This window comes from Blautia sp. JLR.GB0024, assembly GCF_037000545.1.
GTDB lineage: Bacteria > Bacillota > Clostridia > Lachnospirales > Lachnospiraceae > Blautia > Blautia celeris.
This window is the reverse complement of the sequence record NZ_JBANBF010000006.1, coordinates 269,174-293,301: the sequence shown is the minus strand read 5'-3', so window position 1 is coordinate 293,301 and position 24,128 is coordinate 269,174. Positions and strand designations below refer to the sequence as shown.

Annotated in this window: 23 protein-coding genes and 1 riboswitch; of the genes, 20 read left to right on the top strand and 3 right to left on the bottom strand. The window is 49.5% G+C overall.

Going from position 1 to position 24,128, the window contains the following annotated elements; genetic code table 11:
• Positions 1–42 precede the first annotated feature (42 nt).
• Positions 43–140, top strand: a riboswitch (purine riboswitch).
• Between the two features lie 103 nt (positions 141–243).
• From V8Q34_RS16040 to V8Q34_RS16010, 7 genes are all read left to right on the top strand, one after another.
• A complete protein-coding gene (locus V8Q34_RS16040) occupies positions 244–1,545 on the top strand; it encodes an amidohydrolase family protein (RefSeq protein ID WP_335835902.1) in 1,302 nt (433 codons plus the stop codon).
• A gap of 81 nt (positions 1,546–1,626) precedes the next feature.
• The gene (gene xdhA, locus V8Q34_RS16035) at positions 1,627–4,044 is read left to right on the top strand and encodes a xanthine dehydrogenase subunit XdhA (RefSeq protein WP_335835901.1); all 2,418 of its coding nucleotides are present in this window, start codon (positions 1,627–1,629) and stop codon (positions 4,042–4,044) included.
• Positions 4,037–4,930, top strand: a complete 894-nt coding sequence (xdhB, locus tag V8Q34_RS16030) for a xanthine dehydrogenase subunit XdhB (RefSeq protein ID WP_335835900.1) — start codon at positions 4,037–4,039, stop codon at positions 4,928–4,930. Before xdhA ends, xdhB begins: the two co-directional genes overlap by 8 nt.
• Positions 4,923–5,411 carry a xanthine dehydrogenase subunit XdhC gene (gene xdhC, locus V8Q34_RS16025; RefSeq protein WP_033141213.1) on the top strand — a complete coding sequence of 163 codons (489 nt, stop codon included), beginning with the start codon at positions 4,923–4,925 and terminating at the stop codon, positions 5,409–5,411. Before xdhB ends, xdhC begins: the two co-directional genes overlap by 8 nt.
• A 203-nt stretch (positions 5,412–5,614) precedes the next feature.
• Entirely contained in the window at positions 5,615–7,075 is a 1,461-nt protein-coding gene (gltX, locus tag V8Q34_RS16020; RefSeq protein WP_335835899.1) for a glutamate--tRNA ligase, read from the top strand.
• Positions 7,076–7,101: 26 nt separating this feature from the next.
• The gene (locus V8Q34_RS16015; RefSeq protein ID WP_335835898.1) at positions 7,102–8,961 is read left to right on the top strand and encodes an ATP-dependent helicase; all 1,860 of its coding nucleotides are present in this window, start codon (positions 7,102–7,104) and stop codon (positions 8,959–8,961) included.
• Positions 8,962–8,966: 5 nt separating this feature from the next.
• The gene (locus V8Q34_RS16010; protein ID WP_335835897.1) at positions 8,967–9,563 is read left to right on the top strand and encodes a 4'-phosphopantetheinyl transferase family protein; all 597 of its coding nucleotides are present in this window, start codon (positions 8,967–8,969) and stop codon (positions 9,561–9,563) included.
• A gap of 203 nt (positions 9,564–9,766) precedes the next feature.
• Here the strand turns inward: V8Q34_RS16010 and V8Q34_RS16005 are convergent, their stop codons facing one another.
• Positions 9,767–10,762 carry an aldo/keto reductase gene (locus V8Q34_RS16005; protein ID WP_033141210.1) on the bottom strand — a complete coding sequence of 332 codons (996 nt, stop codon included), beginning with the start codon at positions 10,760–10,762 and terminating at the stop codon, positions 9,767–9,769.
• A gap of 250 nt (positions 10,763–11,012) precedes the next feature.
• Here V8Q34_RS16005 and V8Q34_RS16000 point away from each other — a divergent pair, with 250 nt between their 5' ends.
• Entirely contained in the window at positions 11,013–11,417 is a 405-nt protein-coding gene (locus V8Q34_RS16000; protein ID WP_335835896.1) for a MerR family transcriptional regulator, read from the top strand.
• A 94-nt stretch (positions 11,418–11,511) separates the two neighbouring features.
• On the opposite strand, the gene V8Q34_RS15995 is transcribed toward V8Q34_RS16000, so the two are convergent.
• Positions 11,512–12,411: an AraC family transcriptional regulator gene (locus tag V8Q34_RS15995; protein ID WP_335835895.1), complete on the bottom strand. Its 900-nt coding sequence runs from the start codon at positions 12,409–12,411 to the stop codon at positions 11,512–11,514.
• Between the two features lie 193 nt (positions 12,412–12,604).
• Here V8Q34_RS15995 and V8Q34_RS15990 point away from each other — a divergent pair, with 193 nt between their 5' ends.
• Complete coding sequence (locus V8Q34_RS15990) at positions 12,605–14,548, top strand: glycoside hydrolase family 127 protein (RefSeq protein ID WP_227210102.1); 1,944 nt, start codon at positions 12,605–12,607, stop codon at positions 14,546–14,548.
• A gap of 108 nt (positions 14,549–14,656) precedes the next feature.
• Here the strand turns inward: V8Q34_RS15990 and V8Q34_RS15985 are convergent, their stop codons facing one another.
• On the bottom strand, positions 14,657–15,217 hold the full coding sequence (locus V8Q34_RS15985; RefSeq protein ID WP_335835894.1) for an HD domain-containing protein: 561 nt from the start codon (positions 15,215–15,217) through the stop codon (positions 14,657–14,659).
• Between the two features lie 237 nt (positions 15,218–15,454).
• On the opposite strand from V8Q34_RS15985, the gene spoIIIAA reads away from it, so the two are divergent.
• The 11 genes from spoIIIAA to V8Q34_RS15930 all read left to right on the top strand — a co-directional run bounded on the left by spoIIIAA (position 15,455) and on the right by V8Q34_RS15930 (position 24,123).
• Positions 15,455–16,426 (top strand): stage III sporulation protein AA, encoded by a 972-nt coding sequence (gene spoIIIAA, locus V8Q34_RS15980; RefSeq protein ID WP_033141206.1) that lies wholly within the window; start codon positions 15,455–15,457, stop codon positions 16,424–16,426.
• The gene (locus V8Q34_RS15975; protein ID WP_103731194.1) at positions 16,420–16,938 is read left to right on the top strand and encodes a stage III sporulation protein AB; all 519 of its coding nucleotides are present in this window, start codon (positions 16,420–16,422) and stop codon (positions 16,936–16,938) included. The genes spoIIIAA and V8Q34_RS15975 overlap by 7 nt, the downstream gene beginning before the upstream one ends.
• A 52-nt stretch (positions 16,939–16,990) precedes the next feature.
• On the top strand, positions 16,991–17,185 hold the full coding sequence (gene spoIIIAC / locus V8Q34_RS15970; RefSeq protein WP_026255597.1) for a stage III sporulation protein AC: 195 nt from the start codon (positions 16,991–16,993) through the stop codon (positions 17,183–17,185).
• Between the two features lie 18 nt (positions 17,186–17,203).
• The gene (locus tag V8Q34_RS15965) at positions 17,204–17,590 is read left to right on the top strand and encodes a stage III sporulation AC/AD family protein (RefSeq protein WP_018596529.1); all 387 of its coding nucleotides are present in this window, start codon (positions 17,204–17,206) and stop codon (positions 17,588–17,590) included.
• Complete coding sequence (locus V8Q34_RS15960; RefSeq protein ID WP_335835893.1) at positions 17,587–19,026, top strand: stage III sporulation protein AE; 1,440 nt, start codon at positions 17,587–17,589, stop codon at positions 19,024–19,026. The genes V8Q34_RS15965 and V8Q34_RS15960 overlap by 4 nt, the downstream gene beginning before the upstream one ends.
• Positions 19,027–19,038: 12 nt before the next feature.
• Entirely contained in the window at positions 19,039–19,395 is a 357-nt protein-coding gene (locus V8Q34_RS15955; protein WP_052099419.1) for a stage III sporulation protein AF, read from the top strand.
• Positions 19,392–19,877 carry a stage III sporulation protein AG gene (locus tag V8Q34_RS15950; RefSeq protein WP_033141203.1) on the top strand — a complete coding sequence of 162 codons (486 nt, stop codon included), beginning with the start codon at positions 19,392–19,394 and terminating at the stop codon, positions 19,875–19,877. The genes V8Q34_RS15955 and V8Q34_RS15950 overlap by 4 nt, the downstream gene beginning before the upstream one ends.
• 61 nt (positions 19,878–19,938) lie before the next feature.
• On the top strand, positions 19,939–20,724 hold the full coding sequence (locus V8Q34_RS15945; protein WP_033141202.1) for a SpoIIIAH-like family protein: 786 nt from the start codon (positions 19,939–19,941) through the stop codon (positions 20,722–20,724).
• 93 nt (positions 20,725–20,817) lie between these two features.
• Entirely contained in the window at positions 20,818–22,410 is a 1,593-nt protein-coding gene (locus V8Q34_RS15940) for a peptide chain release factor 3 (protein WP_033141201.1), read from the top strand.
• Between the two features lie 128 nt (positions 22,411–22,538).
• Complete coding sequence (locus V8Q34_RS15935; protein ID WP_033141200.1) at positions 22,539–23,078, top strand: M48 family metallopeptidase; 540 nt, start codon at positions 22,539–22,541, stop codon at positions 23,076–23,078.
• 283 nt (positions 23,079–23,361) lie between these two features.
• Positions 23,362–24,123, top strand: coding sequence for an ATP-binding protein (locus V8Q34_RS15930; protein ID WP_335835892.1), 762 nt, complete (start codon positions 23,362–23,364; stop codon positions 24,121–24,123).
• The last annotated feature ends 5 nt before the right edge of the window (positions 24,124–24,128 follow it).

Sequence of the window (24,128 nt, the reverse complement as noted above, 5' to 3'; positions counted from 1 at the left end):
CGACCTGTGTATACTATACTAAGAATAGTAATTCGCTGTAGTAATACGGTGAAAAACAGGACTTATATATGTTCATAATGCGGGTTGAACGTTTCTACCAGCTACCGAAATAGCTGACTATAAGTCCCCTGATAATTGGGGGCTTTGTAGTCTGGTTCCGGTGGCTGGTTTTTTATTTTCAGAAGGATTCTGAAAAGTACGGCGGCCGGATTCAGCAATCGCTCCTTGTATAGGAGGTAAAACATGAGAAAAGAAGAAAACAGAGCAGATACCTTTATATTGAAGGGAAACATCTGCTACAGTGAGACGGCAGAGACGGTCCGGACCGTTCCGAATGCTTACCTGGTATGCCGGGAGGGCATCTGCCAGGGGGTGTTTGAGGAACTTCCGGAAGAATGGAGGGACTTCCCGTTGACAGACTGTGGGAATGCCCTGATCCTGCCGGGATTGGTGGATCTGCATCTGCACGCGCCTCAGTACGCATTTACGGGCCTTGGCATGGATATGGAGCTTCTGGAGTGGCTGGATACACGGACATTTCCCGAGGAGGGAAAGTACGGGGATATGGCATACGCGGAAAAGGCATATGGCATATTTACAGAAGACCTGAAAAACAGCGCAACCACCAGGGCGTGCATCTTTGCCACACGCCATGTGCCGGCAACCATTCTCCTGATGGATATGCTGGAAGGATCGGGCCTTAAAACTATGGTGGGAAAAGTAAATATGGACCGGAACGCGCCGGATTATCTCTGTGAGGAAAGTGCGGAAAAATCAGCTCTGGATACCCGCCTGTGGCTGAAGGAGGTAAACGGAAAATACAAAAATGTCAGGCCCATCCTCACACCGCGGTTTATCCCAAGCTGTTCAGATGATCTTATGAAAATGCTCAGTGAAATCCGAAAGGAGTATGATCTTCCCATCCAGTCTCATCTCTCTGAGAATAAAGGGGAGATTGCCTGGGTGAAGGAACTGTGCCCCTGGTCCTCTTTTTACGGGGATGCCTATGAGCAGTTCGGCATGTTCGGGGGAAATTATCCGGCAGTTATGGCGCACTGCGTACATCCCACAGAGGAAGAGATTGTATTGATGAGGAAAAACGGGGTCTTTGCAGCCCACTGTCCTCACTCTAACACCGATTTATCCTCAGGGGTGGCACCGATAAGGAGATATCTGGATGAGGGTATCCATGTGGGCTTGGGAAGTGATATTGCAGGAGGCCATGTACTCTCCCTGTTTCAGGTGATGGTGGGCGCTGTGCAGGCATCCAAACTTCGCTGGCGTCTGGAGGATGATTCGCAGAAGCCGCTCACTGTGGATGAGGTGTTCTACCTGGGCACAAAGGGAGGCGGCGCCTTCTTCGGGCAGGTGGGCAGCTTTGAAAAAGGGTATGAATTTGATGCGGTGATCATGGATGACTCCAGACTGAAAACACCCAGAAAGTTGACATTGAAAGAACGTCTGGAACGTGTGGTATACCTGTCAGATGACAGGGATGTGATAGGAAAATATGTGGCAGGCAGAAAAATCTTTGCAGCTATTTAGTCAGGTCTGCGCATTTGCTGCACAGACCGTGCACAAGAGTGGCAGCAGCGGCTGTTCACAGATGGAAAAGAGGGATGATTTATGGGAGTTGGCAGTTCAAAGAATCGTGTGGATGCCTGGGAAAAAGTAACGGGGCAGGCAAAATACACGGCGGATCTGATGCCGCAGAATCTATATACGGCAAAAGTAGTACACAGCACCATAGCAAACGGATGGGTAAAAAGTTTTGATCTGGAAGAGGCATTAAAGGTTCCCGGCGTGGTGAAGATCGTCACCTGTTTTGATGTGCCTGATATTCAGTTTCCGACACCGGGGCACCCCTGGTCAGTGGAAAAGGCACATCAGGATATTAAGGACAGAAAGCTTCTGAACCGGCGGGTACGCATGTATGGGGATGACATTGCAGCCGTGATCGCGGAGGATGATATCGCGGCCAGACGCGCGGCAGATAAGATTAAAGTGGAGTATGAGGAATACCCGGTGATACTGGACCCGGAGGCATCCATGAAGGAGGGCGCACCTCTTCTGCATGAGGAAAAGCCGGGAAATGTGATTGCGCACACCAGTTTTGTGCTGGGGGACGGAAGTTTTGAGGAGGCGGCCTGTGAGGAAGGGCTGGCCGTGATTGAGAAGGAGTACAGGACACAGCCGGTCCAGCACTGTCACATTGAGGTGCCGGTTTCCTATGCCTATATGGAGAAGGGGAGGATCATCATAGTGACTTCTACCCAGATTCCCCATATTGTAAGGCGTGTGGTCAGTCAGGCCCTTGGGATTCCCATTGGGCAGATTCGGGTCATCAAGCCGTATATCGGCGGCGGATTCGGCAACAAGCAGGATGTGCTGTATGAGCCGTTAAACGCGTTTTTGTGTACCCAGGCAGGCGGTCACGGCGTCAGGCTGGAGCTGTCCAGGGAGGAGACGCTTGGCTGTACCCGTGTGCGCCATGCGTTTACCTGGAAGATCAAAGGAGCAGTCAGGGAGGACGGCACACTGGTGGCGAGGAAATATGAAGCCTACTCCAACCAGGGCGCTTATGCTTCCCATGCCCATGCCATTGCCGCCAACGCAGCCAATATTTTCAAACAGCTTTACCAGGATGAGAAGGTTCTGGAGTCGGACAGCTACACAGTTTATACGAACCTGATGACAGGCGGTGCCATGCGCGGATATGGGATTCCCCAGGGGGATTTTGTGACAGAGTGCGTGGCTGACGATCTGGCCCGCGCTGTGGGTATGGACCCCCTTGAGTTCCGGTTGAAAAACTGTGTGAAGGAAGGGTATAAAGACCCGCATCTGGGCATTGCCTTCCACTCTTACGGGCTGAAAGCCTGTATAGAAAAGGGGAGGGAATATATCCGCTGGGAGGAAAAACGAAAGGCATACGAGAACCAGTCCGGGCCTGTGAGAAGAGGCGTGGGTATGGCAATCTTCAACTATAAGACAGGGGTTTATCCCATTTCTCTTGAGACGTCATCCTGCCGTATGGTTCTGAATCAGGACGGTTCCATGCAGCTCTTTATGGGGGCGACGGAGATCGGCCAGGGAGCTGACACGGTGTTTACCCAGATGGCAGCAGAGATCACAGGCATAACGGAGGACAGGATACATATAGAGACCGTACAGGATACGGATACCACGCCTTTTGACACAGGAGCCTATGCTTCCAGACAGACTTATGTGAGCGGAAAAGCTGTGAAAAAGACGGGAGAATTGTTTAAGCAGAGGATTCTGGAGTATGCGGCATTTAAGCTGAAGCTGCCCTGCGGGGATATGCCTTCGGAAGAGGAAGAAGATGCAGGTGCAGGTGTTTCTGAAGCTGCGGAACCATGTGCCGAATCTTCAGCGTGGAAGAGGCTGGATATCAAAGAGAATCAGGTGATCGACAAAGTCTCAGGGGAGGTGCTTCTTTCCCTGGCAGCTCTTGCGGAGGAGGCATTGTACAGCCTGGAAAAATCTGTGCATATCACTGCTGAGACGACCAGCCACTGTAAGGAAAATTCCTTTGCCTCAGGTGTCTGCTTTGCGGAAGTGGAGGTGGATATGCCGGTGGGTAAGATCCGCATACTGGATATCATCAATGTCCATGACAGCGGAAAACTGATTAATCCCAGCCTTGCCAAAGCGCAGGTGCACGGGGGCATGAGCATGGGCATTGGTTATGCGCTGAGTGAAGAACTGCTGGTGGATGAAAAGACAGGAAGGCCGCTGAATGCCAACCTCCTTGACTATAAGATCCCCACAGCTATGGACACACCGGATCTGCATACGGATTTTGTGGAGATGGATGACCCCACAGGTCCTTTCGGCAACAAAGCGCTGGGAGAACCTCCCACTATTCCTGTGGCTCCGGCTATCAGAAATGCCGTGCTGCACGCCACCGGAATTGCTTTTGATTCCCTTCCGCTGTCACCGCAGAAACTGGTGGAGCGTTTTATGAAAGAGGGAATGATCGGAGCCAAAAGCGGGAAGTTAAAAGGGGGTGAAACACATGTATGACATTGAAAAATATTATCAGGCCAAAGATGTGGAAGACGCTGTGAGAGCACTGGAGGAAGACGCGGATGCGGTGGTGATCTCCGGAGGAAGTGATGTGCTGATCAAGATCAGGGAAGGGAAGCTTGCCGGCTGTTCCCTGGTAAGCATACATGGGATACCGGCTCTTGAAGGAGTCAGGATGGAGGCGGACGGCACCATTGTCATAGGTCCTGCCACTACATTTTCACACATCACCTATGACCCTGTGATACAAAAATATATCCCTGCACTGGGATGGGCAGTGGATCAGGTGGGAGGCCCCCAGATCCGCAACATAGGAACCATCGGGGGAAATGTCTGTAATGGCGTGACGAGTGCAGACAGCGCGGCTCTGCTTTTTACTCTGAATGCGGTGCTGGAGCTGACAGGTCCAAAAGGCACAAGAGAGATACCTGTCGCTGAGTTTTACACAGGTCCGGGCCGGACCCTGCGGGAACATGCAGAGATTCTGACTGCCATAAAGATCACCAGGGAGAATTACCAGGGATTTTACGGACATTATACAAAATACGGGAAAAGAAACGCTATGGAGATTGCCACTCTCGGCTGTGCGGTACATGTGAAATTAAGTGCTGACAACATGCGGATTTCGGAGTTCCGGCTGGGATTCGGCGTGGCTGCACCTACCCCCATACGCTGTTTTAAAACAGAGGAAACGGTAAAAGGAATGGCGGTTACAGACCCGGAATTGTATGAGAAGATACAAGAGGGAGCAGTCTCTGAAGTGACACCCCGTTCCAGTTGGCGTGCATCCAGGGAATTCCGTCTTCAGCTGGTGCGGGAGCTGTCCGTGCGAACTGCAAAAGAATCCATAGAAAAAGCTTCAGGAGGTGAGGCAGATGCTTAAGATCATAACCATGACCGTCAATGGAAAAGAGACAGAACTGGCAGTGGATGACAGGGAAGCCCTGCTTGATACTTTAAGAAACCGCCTGGGACTTACCAGTGTGAAACGCGGCTGTGAGGTAGGGGAATGCGGTGCCTGTACGGTCCTTGTGGACGGCGAAGCCATTGATTCGTGTATCTATCTGACCATGTGGGCGGAGGGAAAACACATCATGACCGTGGAGGGCTTAAAGGGCAGAAACGGGGAACTTTCCCCTATCCAGACAGCTTTTGTGGAGGAGGCTGCAGTCCAGTGCGGCTTCTGCACACCGGGTCTTATTATGAGCGCAGTGGAGATTGTGGGCACAGGGAAGAGATACAGCAGAGAAGAACTGAAAAAACTGATCTCCGGACATCTGTGCCGCTGTACAGGGTATGAGAATATTCTGAATGCCATGGAAAGGATTGTGGAGGAGACTTACCGGACGGTAAATCGGGAATAAAAGAGAATTTCACACGCCGCTGGCCTGCGGGAACAGTAATACTTATTTTCCGCTGAAGTGGGAAAATTCTGTTTCCCACTTGAAAAGTAGAAAACCTTACGGTATAATTTCAATGATATGGGGTATTTGGCCGACAATGTCCATGTACCCCTTTTTCGTGGAAAAACCAGGAGAAAAAAGGAACCGATAAGGAGATTGATAATATGAGTACCGTAAGAACAAGATTTGCCCCAAGCCCCACAGGAAAAATGCATGTGGGAAATTTGAGAACTGCTTTATATGCGTATCTGATCGCAAAGCATGAGAACGGAAGCTTTATGCTCCGTATTGAGGATACAGACCAGGAACGTTTTGTGGACGGCGCGCTGGAGATCATTTACCGCACACTGGCAAAGACGGGACTGGTTCACGACGAAGGCCCGGATAAGGACGGCGGCTACGGCCCTTATGTCCAGAGTGAGAGAAACGCACAGGGCATTTATCTGAAATACGCCAAACAACTGATCGAACAGGGAGATGCATATTACTGTTTCTGTACAAAAGAGCGTCTGGATTCCCTGAAAGCCAGCGTGGGAGAGGACGGCAAGGAAATTGCGGTCTATGACAAGCACTGTCTGCATCTAAGCAAAGAGGAAGTGGAGGCAAAGCTTGCTGCAGGAGAACCCCATGTGATCCGCTTCAATATGCCGGCAGAGGGAACCACAACCTTCCATGATGATATTTACGGTGACATCACTGTGCCGAACAATGAACTGGATGACCTGATCCTGATCAAATCAGACGGCTATCCCACCTATAACTTTGCAAACGTGATCGATGATCATCTCATGGGAATCACCCATGTGGTGCGCGGAAATGAATACCTGTCCTCCTCACCGAAATATAACAGGATCTACGAGGCATTTGGCTGGGAGATTCCCACTTATGTACACTGTCCGCTGATCACCAATGAGGAGCACAAAAAGCTGAGCAAACGCTCCGGCCACTCCTCCTATGAGGATTTGCTGGACCAGGGATTTCTCACAGAGGCAATTGTAAATTACGTGGCGCTGCTTGGATGGTGCCCGGAGGACAACCGTGAGATCTTCAGCCTGGAAGAGCTGGTGAAAGAATTTGACTATCATCATATGAGTAAATCCCCGGCTGTGTTTGATATGACAAAGCTGAAATGGATGAACGGAGAATACATCAAAGCGATGGATTTTGACAAGTTCTATGACATGGCGCTTCCGTTTGTGAAAGAGGCAGTCAAAAAAGATCTGAACCTTGAGAAAATAGCGGGCATGGTAAAGACAAGGATTGAAGTTTTCCCGGATATCCCGGCTCTCATTGACTTCTTTGAGGCAGTACCGGAGTATGATGTGTCCATGTATACACACAAGAAAATGAAAACCAACCCGGAAATCTCACTGGAGGTTCTGAATAAGGTCATACCGGTTCTGGAAGGTTTTGACAATTATACAAACGATGCGCTGTATGAACTGCTCTGCGGTTTTGCAAAGGAAAACGGCTATAAAAACGGACAGGTCCTCTGGCCTGTACGCACCGCCCTTTCCGGCAAGCAGATGACACCTGCCGGTGCTACGGAGATTCTGGAAGTGCTGGGAAAAGAGGAGTCCATGAAACGTCTGCATGCTGCAGTGGAAAAACTGGAGCAGGCATAAACAAATACTATTGGAGTAACCCATATATGCAGAAAAATTCCTCACAGGAACGAGCAGTATCCCACAACCGGGGCCCCATGATGCTTCTTGCAGGCCCCGGTTCCGGGAAAACCACCACCATCACCAGGAGGGTGGCTAACTTAATAAAGGAATACCAGGTAACTCCTTCATCCATTCTGGTGGTGACGTTTACAAAAGCGGCTGCCAGGGAGATGAAGGAGCGTTTTTTACGCCTGTGTGATATGGAAGGTATGGCAGGCCCTTACAGGGAGGTGACTTTTGGCACGTTCCATGGCATTTTTTACGGAATCCTGCGCCATGCCTATCGGCTGTCCGCAAAGAACATTCTTGGGGAAGAGCGGAAATACGATATTTTAAAGGAAATCGTCTACCGCCAGAGAATGCGGATCGACGACGAGAAGGAGTTTTTTGAGGGGCTGGTACAGGAAATCTCCATTGTAAAGAACGGCAGGATGCCCATAGAGCATTATTATTCCGCCAACTGCCCGGATGACACATTCAGAAAGATTTACCGCTCCTATGTGGATGCCTGCAGACAGTCCAGGCTTCTGGATTTCGATGACATGCTGCTGTACTGTTATGACCTTCTGACAGGAAGAAAAGATATCCTGGCCGGTTGGCAGAATAAGTTCCGGTATGTGCTTGTGGATGAGTTCCAGGACATCAATCAGCTTCAGTATGACATTATAAAGCTGCTGGCAGCGCCCCAGAATAACCTCTTTATCGTGGGGGATGATGACCAGTCCATCTACGCGTTCAGAGGGGCAAAGCCGGAGATTATGCTCCATTTCCCAAAGGATTTTCCGGATGCAAAGACAGAACTGCTGGCCTGTAATTACCGCTCCACAAAGCAGATCGTGGAGGCCTCCAAACGTGTGATTGGGAGAAACAAGAACCGCTATCCAAAGGAGTTTTTTACGGAAAACGGAGAGGGAAAACCGGTGGTGGTGCGTGCGTTTGAGGACGGCAAGGAGGAGGAGCTTTTCGTAAAGGAATGTATAAAAAAGGCAGTGCAGGAGGGGGAAGCCTACGAGGAGACAGCTATTCTCTACCGCACGAATCTGGGAGCCAGGTTCCTGGTGGAGACATTGATGGAATACCAGATCCCCTTTCAGATGCGGGATGCCCTGCCGAATCTGTATGAGCACTGGATATCCAGAAATATCATTTCCTATATAAAGCTGGCCCAGGGCGACAGAAGCCGCCGGGAATTTCTGCAGGTTATGAACCGTCCAAACCGTTATATATCCAGGGACGCGCTGGACGATGCCACAGTGTCCTTTGAGGGGCTGCGCTGGTTTTATGAGGGAAAGGACTGGATGTGCGACAGAATCGACAAGCTGGAGGAAGACCTGACAACACTGAAGCGCATGACACCCTATGGGGCAATCAATTATATCCGGTACGGCATCGGGTATGAAGAGTATCTGAAGGATTACGCCTCTTACCGGAAGATCAAAGTGGATGACCTGTATGAAGTCATGGAGGAGCTGGCAGAGAGTGCCAAAGGATATAAAAGCTTCGGTGAATGGTTTGCGCATATTTCCGATTACACGGACAAGTTAAAGGAACAGGCAAAGAAACAGGATATTGAGAAAAAGGGCGTCACAGTGTCCACTCTGCACAGCATCAAAGGCCTGGAATTTGACCGGGTGTTTCTCATGGATGTGAATGAAGGGACCATTCCCTATCATAAAGCCGTTTCAGACAGCAGCATAGAGGAGGAGCGGCGGCTCTTCTATGTGGGCATGACAAGGGCCAGAAAAGAGCTTTACATACTTTATGCAAAATGCAGGCATGACAAGGATTTGGAAGTGTCAAGATTTCTCAAGGAGAGCGGGCTTGTACCGGAGAAGAAGGAGTAGCGGCTGTGGAAAAGGTTTGGATTTTTTACGGAAAAACAGAGGGACTGACAGGCAGAGCAGAAGTAAAAGGTGAAAAAGGAAGGCTGGAAACACGGGCCGGACGTGTTCTTCTTGCCCATGCCTTAAAAAAGCTGTACGGACTGTCCGTTCCGGATGGAGAGGAAGGGGCAGCCCAGCTTGAAAAGATGCTTGCAAAAGGAGAAAACGGAAAGCCATATCTCCACGGATATCCTGAGATCCATTTTAATATCAGCCATTCCGGCGCATATGCGGTCTGCGCTCTGGCAGGGATTCCGGTAGGGATTGACATTCAGATCCGTCAGCCGGTGAGAGGAAAAAGGCTTCTGGAGCGGACTATGAATGCCCTGGAACAGGAAGTGATCCAAAACGCCAAAGACCCGGAAATGGCATTTGCGTTTTTCTGGGCCAGGAAGGAGAGTTATCTCAAATGGAGCGGGGAGGGAATCACCAGGGACCTTTCAAAACTGTCCATGGAAGATGCTGTCATGGAGGAAATTCCGGTGGAAGAGGGATACGTCTGTCAGGTCTGTACGGCAGTTCCGTTTTCCTTTGAAAAAATAGAATTACCGTTACAGCTTTGAAGAAAGGAAAGTCCGTTCAGCAAAAGACAGCCGCAGGCGGCACGCTTCGGCGTAGGAAGACTGCGGCGTGGAATCCTGAATTACTGTATGAAAAAGTCCTGCGGGCAGAAGGCGGCTGCGTTTCGACGCAGAACCCCGGCCGGCAGGACTTTTTTCAAATATGGCCATACTTTGTGAAAGTACAGGGGATGGATTAAAACAGCTTAAAGTGCCATAGAAAGCTCGTCAATCTTTTTCAGCTCTTCTTCCGTAAACGGAGCACTTTTGAGTACTTTCAGGTTATCAAGAATCTGTTCTGCCTTGGAGGCACCTACAAGTACACTGGTCACTACGTCATCTTTCAATACCCATTTCAGCGCCATCTGCGCAAGACTTTCTCCTCTCTCGGATGCAATCCGGTTCAGACCCCGGATGCAGTCAAGACGGCTGTCTGTGAGCTGTTCTGCGTTTAGGAAACGTCCGTCTGTGACTACCCGGCTGTCCGAAGGGATTCCTTTTAGATAGCGGTCCGTCAGCATGCCCTGGGCCAGCGGGCTGAAGGAGATAATCCCTTTTTTCTCCTCCGCGCAGGCTTTCTTCAGACCGTTGTTCTCTATGGTGCGGTTGAAGATGTTGTAGGAGTTCTGGTTAATGACAAAGGGGCATTTCAGTTCCTTTAAAATAGCAGCCGCCCTCTTCATAGTCTCCCCGTCGTAGTTGGACAGTCCCACATACAGGGCTTTTCCGCTTCTCACTGCCTGATCCAGGGCACCCATGGTTTCCTCAAGGGGAGTTTCCGGGTCCATTCTGTGATGGTAGAAAATATCCACATATGCAAGGCCCATGCGCATAAGACTCTGGTCCAGGCTGGCAGTCAGATATTTTCTGCTGCCCCAGTCCCCGTAAGGACCCGGCCACATATCATAGCCTGCCTTGGTGCTGACGATTATCTCATCCCTGTAGGCGGATAGATTTTCTTTTACGATCCTGCCGAAATTTTTCTCCGCGCTTCCCGGTTCGGGGCCGTAATTGTTTGCCAGGTCAAAGTGGGTGATGCCGTTGTCAAAGGCAGTAAAGCACAGCTTTTTCATGTTGTCATAGACTGCGGTGTCACCAAAATTGTGCCATAATCCCAGGGAGACTGCAGGAAGCTTTAGGCCGCTGTATCCGCAGCGGTTGTATGTCATGGTTTCATATCGTTTGTCATCTGCTCTGTACATAAGTGATCTCCTTTTGTAACTGTTCAGTGTCCTCACAGTTACAGGCAAAAATCCATACAAAATCGCCTTTGGCGATGGGATTTTTGCTTGGCTGTGAAACGTTTTCTTACGGTCAGCGCAGTAAATGCGCAGACCTGCTGAATAATTGTCATCTTTTTTTGTTTCTTTACAAAGTTTAGCACTTCAAGTATACTTGAAGTCAATAAAGGACCTTAACTTTGTTATATACGCCGAAAATAAGGAGGGTATTATGACAACATACACAATAAAACAGGTTTCCCAGATGTTTGGGCTGCCGGCATCCACGCTCAGGTACTACGAGGAGATCGGTCTTTTGCCTGCAGTGGAAAAGACAAAGGCAAATCAGCGCATTTATACCGAAGAGCATATCGGCCGTCTGGGCGCCATACGCTGTTTTAAGGAGACGGGCATGTCCATGGCAAAGCTTCTGGAGTTTTTTACATACGAGGAGGAGGAACAGGAGCATATCGAGGAAATCCTCACTCTGTTAAAGGAGCAGGACCGGCATGTGGCAGAGCAGATTGAGAAACTGCAGTCTGCCAGAAAGCAGATAAACCGTAAACTGAGATATTACAGTGACATTAAGGCGTCCATGGACAGCGGGAGTGCATATCCTTTCTGGGGTGACTACTAAAAAAGGCTGCCGCTGCTTCCGAATGCGCGTCATAGCGTGTGAGTCTTCTCATGACCGAAAAACAGCTCTCCCTGCCGCTGCTTCCGGGTGCGTATCAGAGTGTGTTGATCTTTTTCTGGTCAAAGGCTTTCCGGTACTGGGTGGGAGTCATGCCTTCAAACTGCCGGAACAGTTTCATGAAATGCTTTTCATCCGCGAATCCACACATGGAAGAAATCTGCCGAATGGTCAGGGAATGGCTGTTCAGCAGATTTTTTGATACGCTGATGCGTGTGCGGTTGATATAGGTGACAAGGGGATAACCGGTGTACTGTTTGATCAGTGCAGACAGATAGGTAGGGTGGTACCCGAATTTTTCCGCCAGGCCGCTGACTGTAAGGGGCTGGTCAAAATGGCTCTGCACCCATTCTATGATATCCTGCACGGCAGTCGGCAGAAGATCCTGTCCAAAGTGCTCTGCCTGCAGATACTCACGGCTGATCTCCAGAAGCAGCAGATTCAGCGCATGGCGGCAGCTCCAAGTCCTCTGATAGCTGCTGCGCTTAGCCAGATCCAGAAGCTGGAGAAACAGGAGCTGGGAACGTTTTTCCATGGAGATTCTGCCGTGCTCCGGAAGAAAAACCTGCTCGGCAGAGATGGCATCTGTGAGGGGAAGGCCCCGGGCCTGCTGATAGATTCCGACAGAATGAGGCAGATTTTTGACCGTATCCGCAGGAGTGCCCGGCAGTGCAAAATGCGCCCAGCAGTAGGAGAGATATCCATGGGAGGGCTTATAACCATAATGGGTGATGCCGGGAAACAGGACGAAGAATTCCCCCGGGCCCACATCGCAGGCCCTGTCGTCCTGGCAGATGTGCAGTGTTCCCTCCTGCACCAGGATCAGAACAAAGAAGTCCAGGGTCCTGCTTAAATGCATAAATCCGTTTTCACTTATAAGGTTGCCGCAGGTCAGGTATTCTGCCGGCTTTGAGGCATCACAAATACAATGCAACATCTGGGATATGACCACCTTTTCTTTTGATTTATATGTTGTTTCCGAAACTGTAGATGATACAATCATTTCATAAGATAAAACCTGATAAACAAAGGGAAAAACAGGAATCCGGCTGCTGCCTTACAAAGTTTTCCATATCTTTATGGTAGCACGGGGAATCTTGGAATTCAACATGAAATTTAGGAGGTATGGCATGTTAGAAAAGAAAGTGAAAATGATGCCGCTGGGCGATGTGTCGATTCAGGATGATTTCTGGAAAGAGTATATGGAACTGGTGAGAAACCATGTGATCCCTTACCAGTGGGAGGCATTAAATGACAGGATCGAGGGGGCGGAGCCCAGTTACTGTATGCAGAATTTCCGTGTTGCCGCTGGTATGGAGGAAGGCTGTTTTCAGGGAATGGTATTTCAGGACAGTGATGCCTATAAGTGGCTGGAGGCTGTGGCCTACTCTCTCATGTGGCATCCGGACAAGGAGCTGGAGGCAACGGCGGATGAGGCCATTGATATCATCTGTGCGGCACAGCAGCCGGACGGGTATCTGGACACCTATTATATCCTGAATGGTCTGGAAAAACGCTTTACAAACCTTATGGATCACCACGAGCTCTACTGCCTGGGTCATATGGTGGAAGGTGCTGTAGCCTATTATAAGGCAACCGGAAAACGGAAATTTCTGGACACAGCCATTGGCTATGTAAATTGTGTTTATGAAAATATAGGAAATGCGCCCGGTAAGAAACCCGGATATCCCGGTCATGAGGTAGCGGAGATGGCCCTTGTGGGACTCTATGAGGTGACAAAGGATGAAAAACATCTGGAGCTTGCCAAATATTTCATTGACCAGAGGGGGCAGGCACCGCTGTATTTTGCAGAGGAGAGGGAAAAAAACGGCAATGATTTCTTCTGGAAAGACAGTTATTTCCAAGACCAGTATTATCAGGCCGGCAAGCCGGTCCGCCAGCAGGACAGGGCAGAAGGCCATGCGGTGCGTGCCGTATATCTCTATACGGGAATGGCTGAAGTGGCCAGTGCAGCCGAAGACCGGGAGTTATTTGAAGCCTGCCGGAAAATCTGGAATAATATTGTGGAAAAGCAGATGTATGTAACCGGTTCTATCGGTTCCTCGCAGTACGGTGAGGCATTTACCTTTGACTATGATCTGCCAAACGATACGGTTTACGCGGAAACCTGTGCTGCCATCGGATTTATTTTCTTTGCCAGAAGGATGTTTGAGATCACAAAGGACAGCCGGTACACAGATGTGATGGAGCGCTGTCTCTACAACGGAGTGATCAGCGGCATGTCCCTGGACGGTAAGAAATTCTTCTATGTAAATCCTCTGGAGGCCGTGCCGGAGGCTTCCGAGAAAGATTATCACAAAAAACATGTGAAAGTGGAGCGTCAGAAATGGTTCGGATGCGCCTGCTGCCCTCCCAATGTGGCCCGTCTCCTCTCCTCCATCGGGGGATATGCTTATGAGTACAATGAGAAAGAGATCTATATGAATCTGTTTATCGGCGGCAGTATGCAGGCTGTTCTGAACGGGAAAAAGAATCAGTTCCGAGTGGAGACTGATTATCCGTGGAGCGGTGATGTGAAGATACAGGTGGAAAATGAGGCGGATACGGCGTTTACATATGCCATCCGCGTGCCGGGCTGGTGCCGCGGCTATAGCCTGAAACTCAATGGGGAAGCGGTGGATTGTCCTGTGGAGAACGGATATCTGCTTTTAGACCGCTGCTGGAAGAACGGGGACGTGCTTGTATTTTCCATGGAAATGCCGGTGGAACTGGTGGCAGCCAATCCAAAAGTCAGGGAGGATGTCGGTAAGGTGGCAGTGATGCGCGGTCCGGTTGTGTATTGCCTGGAAGAGGCGGACAACGGGGACCAGCTCCAGGAATTATACCTGGATGAGAATCCACAGTTTACAGTGAAATATGAGAAAGATCTGCTGAAAGGGGTTGTGACACTGACCACAGAGGGAAAACGCCTCTCAGAAGATGAGTGGGACGAGAAAACACTATATAAATCCTATGCGGGAAGAAAATTTGAGCGCCAGACGCTGAAATTCATTCCATACTATGCCTGGACAAACAGGACAGTGGGTGAGATGCTTGTGTGGGTGAGGATTTGAGATACAGACAGAGGCCATAAATAGGAAACGCCGGACTGCGCGGGATCAAGGGTATCCCGGGGTCCGGCGTTTTCTATTCACTGCCATTTGGAGCAGGCTTTTTTAAATTTACGGCAGATGCTTCTTCGTCTCACTGTCCAGCACATTCCGCATTTTCTCCAGCAGGGTATCATCGGTAAAATACGATTTTCCGTACTGAAGATTAAAGTCGTAGTCAAAGTCCGGCGGATTTTTTCCTGTATTATGCTGGATGATCGTCTCCGCCTTATCCAGAGCCTTTACCAGACGGGCTTCGGGCGTTTGGCCGTCCTCATACTCCTGCCAGACGGCCATGAAATCTTCTTTTTGTTTTTCGGGCAGCAGGGAGAAGACACGGCTGGCAGCATGGTACTCCTCCTGGTACTTGCGGGAGCTGTCCGGGTGGAGTGCGGCGGAGATATCGCCTTCATAGATTTCCCCTATGTCGTGGAGAAGACACATGAGCAGCGTTTTTCGGGCGTCCAGCCCGGGGTACTCTTCCAGCATGACCGCGGCAAAGAGCGCCAGGTGCCAGGAATGTTCCGCGGTACTTTCCTGTTTCCCGGAACCGGTCCAGGCTGTCCTTGTCACGGATTTCAGCAGTTCCGTCTCTTTCATAAAAGCCAGATAGGCGTCTATGGTTTCTTTCATGATCTCTCTCCTTTTTAAAATGAACCGCGTCCAAAAGCGTATTGGAAAATTTTCAAGCGCTTACATGAACTGCTGCAAAAAAATGCAGTTTCAGGACTTGCGGAGATAGTATCAGCATAAGATAAGAAGAAAAAAAGGTCAACAGAAATCTGCGCAAAACCATATATACTCTGCGTCGAGATATTTTTCGTATGAAACAGGGATTGTCCTCATATATTATCTTAAAGAGGTGAGACAATGAGAGAAAGGGATATTATACGGTTATTTCCCCAGAAGATCAGGGCAGCCCTGGAGCATGCGGAGTTTGATATGGAGCACTTGTATGAAATCAGGCTGAGGGTCAACGCGCCGCTGATCTTAATTTACAAAGGGAATGAGTATTTTCTTACAAAAGAAGGAAAACTGACCAAGCAGATGCAGGGCGTCTGCCAGGTAGAGGCAAAGGACCTGCGGGAGACCATGGAGTATGTGAGCAATTATTCCATGTACGCATTTGAGGAAGAGATCCGGCAGGGATTCATCACCATTCAGGGAGGCCACCGTGTGGGAATTGCCGGTAAAACGGTACTGGACGGAGCAAAGATCAAAAGCCTGAAATACATATCTTATATAAATCTGAGACTTTCACACCAGATAAAAGGATGTGCCAACCAGATCCTTCCCTATGTGGTCAACAAGGGGAATGTCTGCCACACCCTGATTATTTCCCCGCCCATGTGCGGGAAGACCACCCTGCTGCGCGACCTGATTCGACAGGTCAGTGACGGCAATACCTATCTGCCGGGCATGTCAGTGGGGGTGGTGGATGAGCGTTCCGAGATCGCCGGTTCCTATCAGGGGATTCCGCAGAATGACCTGGGAATCCGCACGGATATTTTGGACTGCTGTCCAAAGGCGGAGGGTATGATGATGCTGATCCGCTCCATGTCACCGGAAGTGGTGGCCGTGGATGAGCTGGGGGATTATGAGGACATTCATGCCATTGAATCCGTTATCCACTGCGGATGCAAGCTGTTTGCCACGGTTCACGGAAGCTCCATTGAGGATATCAAGAGGAAGCCCCTGATGCAGCGTCTGGTGCAGGAAAAGATATTTGAGAGGTATATTATTCTCCACAATAAGGACAAGGCAGGAAAAGTGAAGGCCGTGTTTGATGAGAGGGGCACCTGCCTGTTTGATGAAACAAGGAGGAGAGGAACTTTATGCTGAAAGTGCTGGGAGTCTGTCTTGTGGTGCTCTCCTGTACGGCTCTGGGCTTTGAGAGAAGCCTGAAGCTTACCAGAAGACTTTCCGGTCTTCGGGAGCTTCAGCGGATGGTCCTGCTTATAAAAGGAGAGATCAGCTACCGCAAGGAGGCGCTTCCGGAGGCTCTTATCCGGGCAGCAGGCAGACTGACCCCGCCGTTTTCCGATTTTTTGAGAAATGTGGCAGAGCGGGCGGATGCCTATGACGGAATCTTGTTTGCCGATATTTTTATGCAGGAGGCGGAAACCGCGTTCGGAGACAGTGCGCTTACAAAAGAAGACAAGGAGGAGCTAAGACAGCTGGGCCAGTATCTGGGCTATCTGGATATTTCCCAGCAGGAAAATGCCATGGCTTTGTTTCAGCAGGAATTGGAGCGGAAAATTCAGGCAGTGCAGGCTGAGATTCCTGTGAAAAAAAGACTTTATCAGAGTCTGGGGGTGCTGGGAGGAATATTTCTTGCCATTACGCTGATCTGAAAAAAGGCAGGGCACGCGGGACATGAGATCCAGGAGGAAGGGAGGAAGATAAGTGGAGGTAACAATTTTATTCAAAATCGGCGCAGTGGGGATTCTGGTCTCTGTGCTGTGCCAGATTTTAAAACACAGCCAGCGGGAAGAACTGGCTTTTTTGACAAGCCTTGCCGGACTTTTACTGGTGCTGTTCTGGGTGCTGCCTTACATCAACGATTTATTCCAGACCATACAGGAGTTATTTGCGCTGTAGAGGAAAGGAGGGCTTTGGATGGAAGTGGTGAAAATCGTCATGCTGGGCATGACAGGAGTGGTGCTGGCGCTGTTTTTAAAAGAGACAAAGCCGGAGTATTCTCTGTATCTGAGCCTGGCAGTGGGAATCTGCATCTTTACCTTCATGGCGCAGAAGCTCTCCTACCTGCTGGACTCTGTGCTGAAGATCCAGGAGTATGTGCCTGTGGATACAAAATATCTGACCATACTGCTGAAAATGATAGGGGCTGCCTACATCGGCCAGTTCTCCGCCAGCATCTGCAAAGACGCGGGATACGGGGCTATTGGGAACCAGATTGAGATTTTTGTCAAACTTTATATCATGGTATTGTCCATGCCGGTGCTGCTTGCACTGATGGAGGCCATCTACGGGTTTCTGGTATGAAAGGGGGGATAGGAAAAAGAGTCAGGGCAGCAGGATGCGTGCTGGCAGTGCTGTTTCTGGTATTGGCTGCGGCAGTGGAGGTGAGAGCCTCTTTTTTTTCGGCAAATGCAGGACAAGATGTGATGAAAAACCAGCCGCAGAATACCGTAACGCAGGATGGGCAGCCAAAAGATAACGGGGACGGGAATGCGGCGGAGAACGGGAATGCAGCGGAAAACGGGAATGCAGCAGAGAACGAGAATGCGGCGGAGAACGGAAATGCGGCGGAGAACGGGAATGCGGCAGAGAACGGGAATGCGGCGGAGAACGGGAATACGGCGGAGAACAAAGACGCAGCAGATGAAAAGTCAGAGGAAGAGATCCGTCAGGACACACAGAGTGCCACAGAGGAAAAACTCATGGATGACATGGAGTTAGAGCAGATGCAGGATGCCATCAATGAGCTTCTGGGGGAGGAAAGCTTCAGTCTGGAGGACGCCCTGCATAAGATTTTAAGCGGAGAGAAGCTGTTCTCAAAAGAGTATTTTTTTGCGCTGGCCAAGAATTTTCTGCTGGAAAACCTGGCGGCGGAGAGGGATACCATGATCCATGTGGTGCTGCTTGTGCTGCTGGCTTCTCTGTTTTCCAATTTTTCCAGTGTATTCAACAACGGACAGATGGGGGAGATCAGTTTTTACATTGTATACATGCTTCTTCTGGCAGCTTTGGTGCATTCCTTCGGTACACTCAGCATAGAGATAAGTGAGGGGCTGACAGGCTTTGTCACTTTTATGAAAGCGCTGATGCCCTCCTACTTCCTGGCAGTCACTGCGGCTACGGGGAGTGCCACAGCCATGGTCTTCTATGAAGTGGTCCTGGTGCTGGTGTATGTGGTACAGGTTATCTTTTTAAAAGGTGTTCTGCCGGGTATCCATATATACGTGCTGCTTCAGCTTGTAAACTTTCTGCACAGTGAGGATTTCCTCTCCAAAATGGCAGAGCTTGTGAGGACCATAGTGGAATGGGTCATGCGGACCTGTATAGCAGTTGTGATCGGAATGCAGATCATCCAGAACATGATAAGCCCTGCCATAGACACGCTGAAGCGGGACGTTATCGGCAAGACGGCGGCAGCTATCCCGGGCATCGGAAACGCCATAAACGGCGTGACAGAGGTAGCCCTCGGAACCGCTGTCCTGGTGAGGAACGGGCTGGGAGTTATCGGGATCATAGTCATCCTGTGTGTGGGACTTCCCCCTGTCATACGGCTGGGGATGACGACTCTGCTCTACAAGCTTTTGGCAGCCATTGTCCAGCCTATTTCGGACAAAAGAATGGTGGGGGCTCTGGCTACCATCGGGGACGGCTGTATGCTGCTTTTAAAGGTGCTGCTCACCATGGAACTGCTGTTTTTGATCACCATTGCAGTACTCACCATTTCATTTATCGGACATTAGGAGGCCGGCAATATGACAGATACCCTTTACGGCTGGATGCGGAACCTGGCGTGCTACTTTATTTTTTTATCCGCAGTGATGCATTTTCTGCCGGACAACAATTATAAAAAGTACATTCAGTTTTATATGGGACTGCTTCTGATACTCCTATTGCTCTCGCCTGTGCTGGATTTCCTGCAGCTTGAGAATAAAATCGACGCGGGTGTGGACCGGTACATGGAAGAGGAGGAGCGGGACCGGGAGGAATGGGAGAACTATGCAAGGGAGATTGAGGAGGAGTACGGCTGGAATAAAAAAAGTGAGGATACCGGGGATACACAGCCGCAGGATGAGGAAGATTCCCTGCAGGAAGGAGCGGTGGGACCATGAAGCCATTTCCGGAAATGCTGAAAAAGGAGCAGATTGTGGTAGTGCTGCTGGCAGGCATCCTGCTGCTCATCATTGCCATGCCTGTGAAGAAGAAGGATACCGAGGAACAGACTGCCAAGAGTACACCCACAAGCGAAGCAAGCCAGAAAACCAATTATGAGGACCAGCTTCAGCAGCGGCTTAAGGAGGTGCTGGCTGAGGTAAAGGGAATCGGAAAGACAGACGTCTTCGTCACATTTGAGGACACAGGAGAGAGGGTGGTGGAAAAGGACGGCACAGACACCGTATATTCCAAGGATTCCAAGGGCAACCAGGAGCCGTATCTGTCAAATGAGCGTTACCCGAAAATAAGCGGCGTAGTGGTTGTGGCCGAGGGCGGGGAAGATCCCCATGTAATTCAGAATATTCAGGAGGCTGTGCAGGCATTATTTCAGGTAGAAGCCCATAAAATTAAAGTAATGAAGATGGTGACTGACCGCTGACGCCCAAAAAGGCGTTCTTTCGGCAGGGCAGTTGCTAAAATGAATTAAAGGAGTAGCTCGCATGAAAAAAATCTTTAAGAAGAATCAGGTCATTATCACCGCACTGGCAATCATGATCGCGGTTGCCGGGTACATCAATTATTCAGATAACCATCTGGGGATTGACAAGACACTTAAGAAAGCCAGCACAAACACAGCGGATGATAAGAGCAAAGAGACAGCGGACGCAGACGGAATCGTGGAGGATATTGACAGCCTGGATTACGACCTTACAGACGAGTCCGCTTTGCTTGAAGAGAATGCAGCGGCGGAAAACGGGGATACCGGCACCACAGAGGACAATAATACAACACAGGATCAGAGCTCCTCATCCACAGACGGCACAGCCACTGGGGAGGACGGAAACACCACGGACAACAATGCAGACAGCAAAGACGCGTCCGCTGAGACACCAGGTGAGGCAGTTCTGACAGGAGCATCCAATTTTGTGGCACAGGCAAAGGTCAGCAGGGAACAGGTGCGCTCCGCCAACAAAGAGACCCTTCTTGAGATCATCAACAATGAGAACATTGGAGACGAGCAGAAACAGGAAGCCATTGCATCCATGGTGAAAATGACAGATCTGGCTGAGCAGGAGGAAGCTGCGGAGCTGCTGCTGGATGCCAAGGGATTTGAGAACGTGGTAGTGAATCTGACCAATGACTCCGCGGACGTGATCGTTCCCCAGGAGTACATGGCAGATGATAAACGCGCCCAGATCGAGGACATCGTAAAACGGAAAACAAGCGTTCCGGTAGAGAATATCGTGATCACACCAATGGATGAAGGAACCTCCGACGGGGAATAATGAGATAAGAGAAAGTTTAAGAAGTCCTTGACACCATATTCCCGGTATACTAAAATGTTTTAAGCGTGTTAAAAGAATAAGGAGGTCCCTCAAGTGGCTGACTATACGAAAGAAATTACGAAAAGACGTACATTTGCGATCATATCCCATCCCGATGCCGGTAAGACCACACTGACGGAAAAGTTCCTTCTCTACGGAGGAGCCATCAATCTGGCAGGAAGTGTGAAGGGCAAGGCAACCTCACGCCATGCGGTTTCTGACTGGATGGAAATTGAAAAAGAGAGAGGTATTTCCGTTACTTCCTCTGTGCTGCAGTTTAACTATGATGGTTATTGCATTAACATATTGGATACTCCGGGACATCAGGATTTCTCGGAGGACACATATCGTACCCTGATGGCAGCAGATTCTGCGGTCATGGTCATTGACGCCTCAAAAGGTGTGGAGGCACAGACCAGAAAGCTGTTCAAAGTCTGTGCCATGCGTCATATCCCTATTTTTACCTTTATCAACAAGCTGGATAGGGATGCAAACGATACCTTTGATCTGCTGGACGACATTGAGAAGGAGCTGGGAATTCCCACCTGCCCCATCAACTGGCCCATTGGTTCCGGCAAGAAGTTCAGAGGTGTGTATGACAGAGATACCGGGAAGGTACTCACCTTCTCCGATACCATGAAAGGTACAAAAGAGGGGATTGAGGAAGAGATCGGCATTGACGAACCGCGCCTTGATCAGGTGCTGGATGCAGAACAGAAGGAACAGCTTCTGGAAGAGATCGAACTGCTGGATGGTGCCAGTGCGGAATTTGACCAGGATCTGGTCAACCAGGGAAAACTGTCTCCCGTATTTTTCGGCTCCGCTCTCACCAACTTTGGTGTAGAGACATTCCTTGAGCATTTCCTGAAAATGACATCCTCACCGCTGCCAAGAACTGCGGATATCGGAGTCATTGACCCTATGAAGGAAGAATTCTCTGCTTTTGTATTTAAGATTCAGGCAAATATGAATAAGAACCACAGAGACCGAATCGCGTTTATGCGTATCTGTTCCGGAAAATTCGACGCTTCCCAGGAAGTGTACCATGTCCAGGGAAATAAAAAGATGCGTCTTTCCCAGCCTCAGCAGATGATGGCTTCAGATCGTCATGTGGTGGAGGAGGCCTATGCAGGTGACATTATCGGTGTCTTTGACCCGGGCATTTTCTCCATCGGCGACACAGTGTGTTCACCGGGGAAAAAATATGCCTATGAAGGTATCCCAACCTTCGCGCCGGAGCATTTTGCAAGGGTTCGTCTCATGGACAGCATGAAGAGAAAACAGTTTGTCAAAGGTGTCAACCAGATTGCCCAGGAAGGTGCGATCCAGATCTTCCAGGAATTTATGGGCGGCATGGAGGAGATCATTGTAGGCGTAGTAGGTGTCCTGCAGTTTGACGTGCTGAAATACAGACTGGAAAATGAGTATAATGTGGAAATCCGTCTGGAGAACCTGCCGTACGAACATATCCGCTGGATCGCCAACAAGGAATCCGTGGATATTGAAAAGCTGACAGGAACCTCAGATATGAAGAAAGTAAAAGATATGAGAGGAAATCCGCTGCTTCTGTTTGTCAATGCCTGGAGTGTGGGCATGACGCTGGACAGGAACGAAGGCCTGGAGCTTGCGGAATTCAGCAGAAACTGAGAAAAAGAGTCCGACAGGGCTCTTTTTTAATTGCCTGTTTTCAAAGGAGGAAAAATACAGTATAATAAAAAAGCGGCAGAAAGTTTCGTCAAACAGAGAGGGGAGTGCACAGCAACGGGGGTAATAAAATGGAATACCAAATAATTTACGGCAGCAGGACTACAGTGGGAATCCAGATCACACCGGAAGGGAATGTGGTAGTCCGGGCGCCAAAGCATTATCCTAAGCGAAAAATCAAACAGTTTGTACGAATGAAAAAAGAATGGATACATAAAAAGGCAGAGGCCGGGAAAACCGATGCCTGGTATATCAATGCCCAGCCATATCAGAAGGAAGAAAAGGCCCAGTACCTTGATTCTGCACTGGAAATCTTCGCTGTGAAAGCAGATTACTATGCGTCACTTATGGGAGTTTCTTATGAGCAGATCCAGGTTATGGAAAAATATGGTCAATGGGGAAAATGCACAAAGGACGGCAGGCTCTTTTTTAACTGGAGACTGATCCTTGCACCGGAGGAGGTGCTGGACTATGTGGTCATCCTCACACTGGCCCGTGTGAAAAATTATCCTTTTCTGACCATCAGACTGGTGGAACAGCTCATGCCGGATTTTCAGGTATGGAAACAGTGGCTGAAAGAGCGTTCCATTTTGTTATGGAGCCGTGAGTGAGCCGAAGATCCATTTTAACAAAATAAGTAATGATTGCAAAGGCAAAGCTGTCAAATAGCTTTGCCTTTTGTATTTTACGAAAAATTATGGATATTTATCGGATGAATTGCATGAAAATACATTCTTGTTCCGGAGATACAAATAATATTTTGAAATACAAAGTAATGTGGATATAATTTACAGAAAAATATAATAAAAATAAACAAATTGCATTGACTATAATCGGTCGAATCTCTATAATAAAGGTAACAGTGCAGCGTGAACACAGGAGGTGGATAGGCGTATGGGAGAAGCAAAAATCATTGCCGTTGCAGGTAAAGGAGGTGTGGGAAAGACATCGGTTTCCGCCATGATCGTTCGTATCCTGACACGGAAATATCCGGATGCCAGGATCCTGGCCATCGACGCGGACCCGGCTGTAGGGCTTGCCACAGCACTTGGGGTTACTGTGGAGAGCACCATGGATGACATACGGAAGGCAATTGTTGAAAATGTTCAAAAAGGTCAGAAAAAGGAAGCGGTGGAGTGCCTGGGGGAGGCCAGAAATTTAATGTTTGACGCTCTGAAAGAGCAGGAGGGATTTGCGTTTCTGGCGATCGGACGCCCGGAGGCTGCAGGATGTTACTGTGCGGTAAACGCATATCTGAAGGAAGTCATCACCATGATGGCAGAGCAGTTTGACTATGTGGTGATTGACGGTGAGGCCGGGATTGAACAGATCAACCGCCGTGTTATGGAGCGCGTGACTCATTTGATTCTCATCACAGATCCCAGTCAGAAAGGGCTGCAGGTCATCAAAACCATAAAAAAAGTGGCGGATGAGCTGGTCATGTATGAAGCCTGCGGTGTGCTTGTGAACCGTCTGCCGGATACGGAAATGCTGAGGTTTCTGGATTTTGAGAAGATTCCTTTTCTCGGGTCCATCGGACAGGACAGCAGTCTGACAGAGTTTGATCTGAAGGGGGAGAACATTTTAGACCTGCCTGACAGTTCCCTGCTGGCAGCAGGCGTGGGAGAGGCACTGGAAAAACTGCATATTGTATAAGGAGG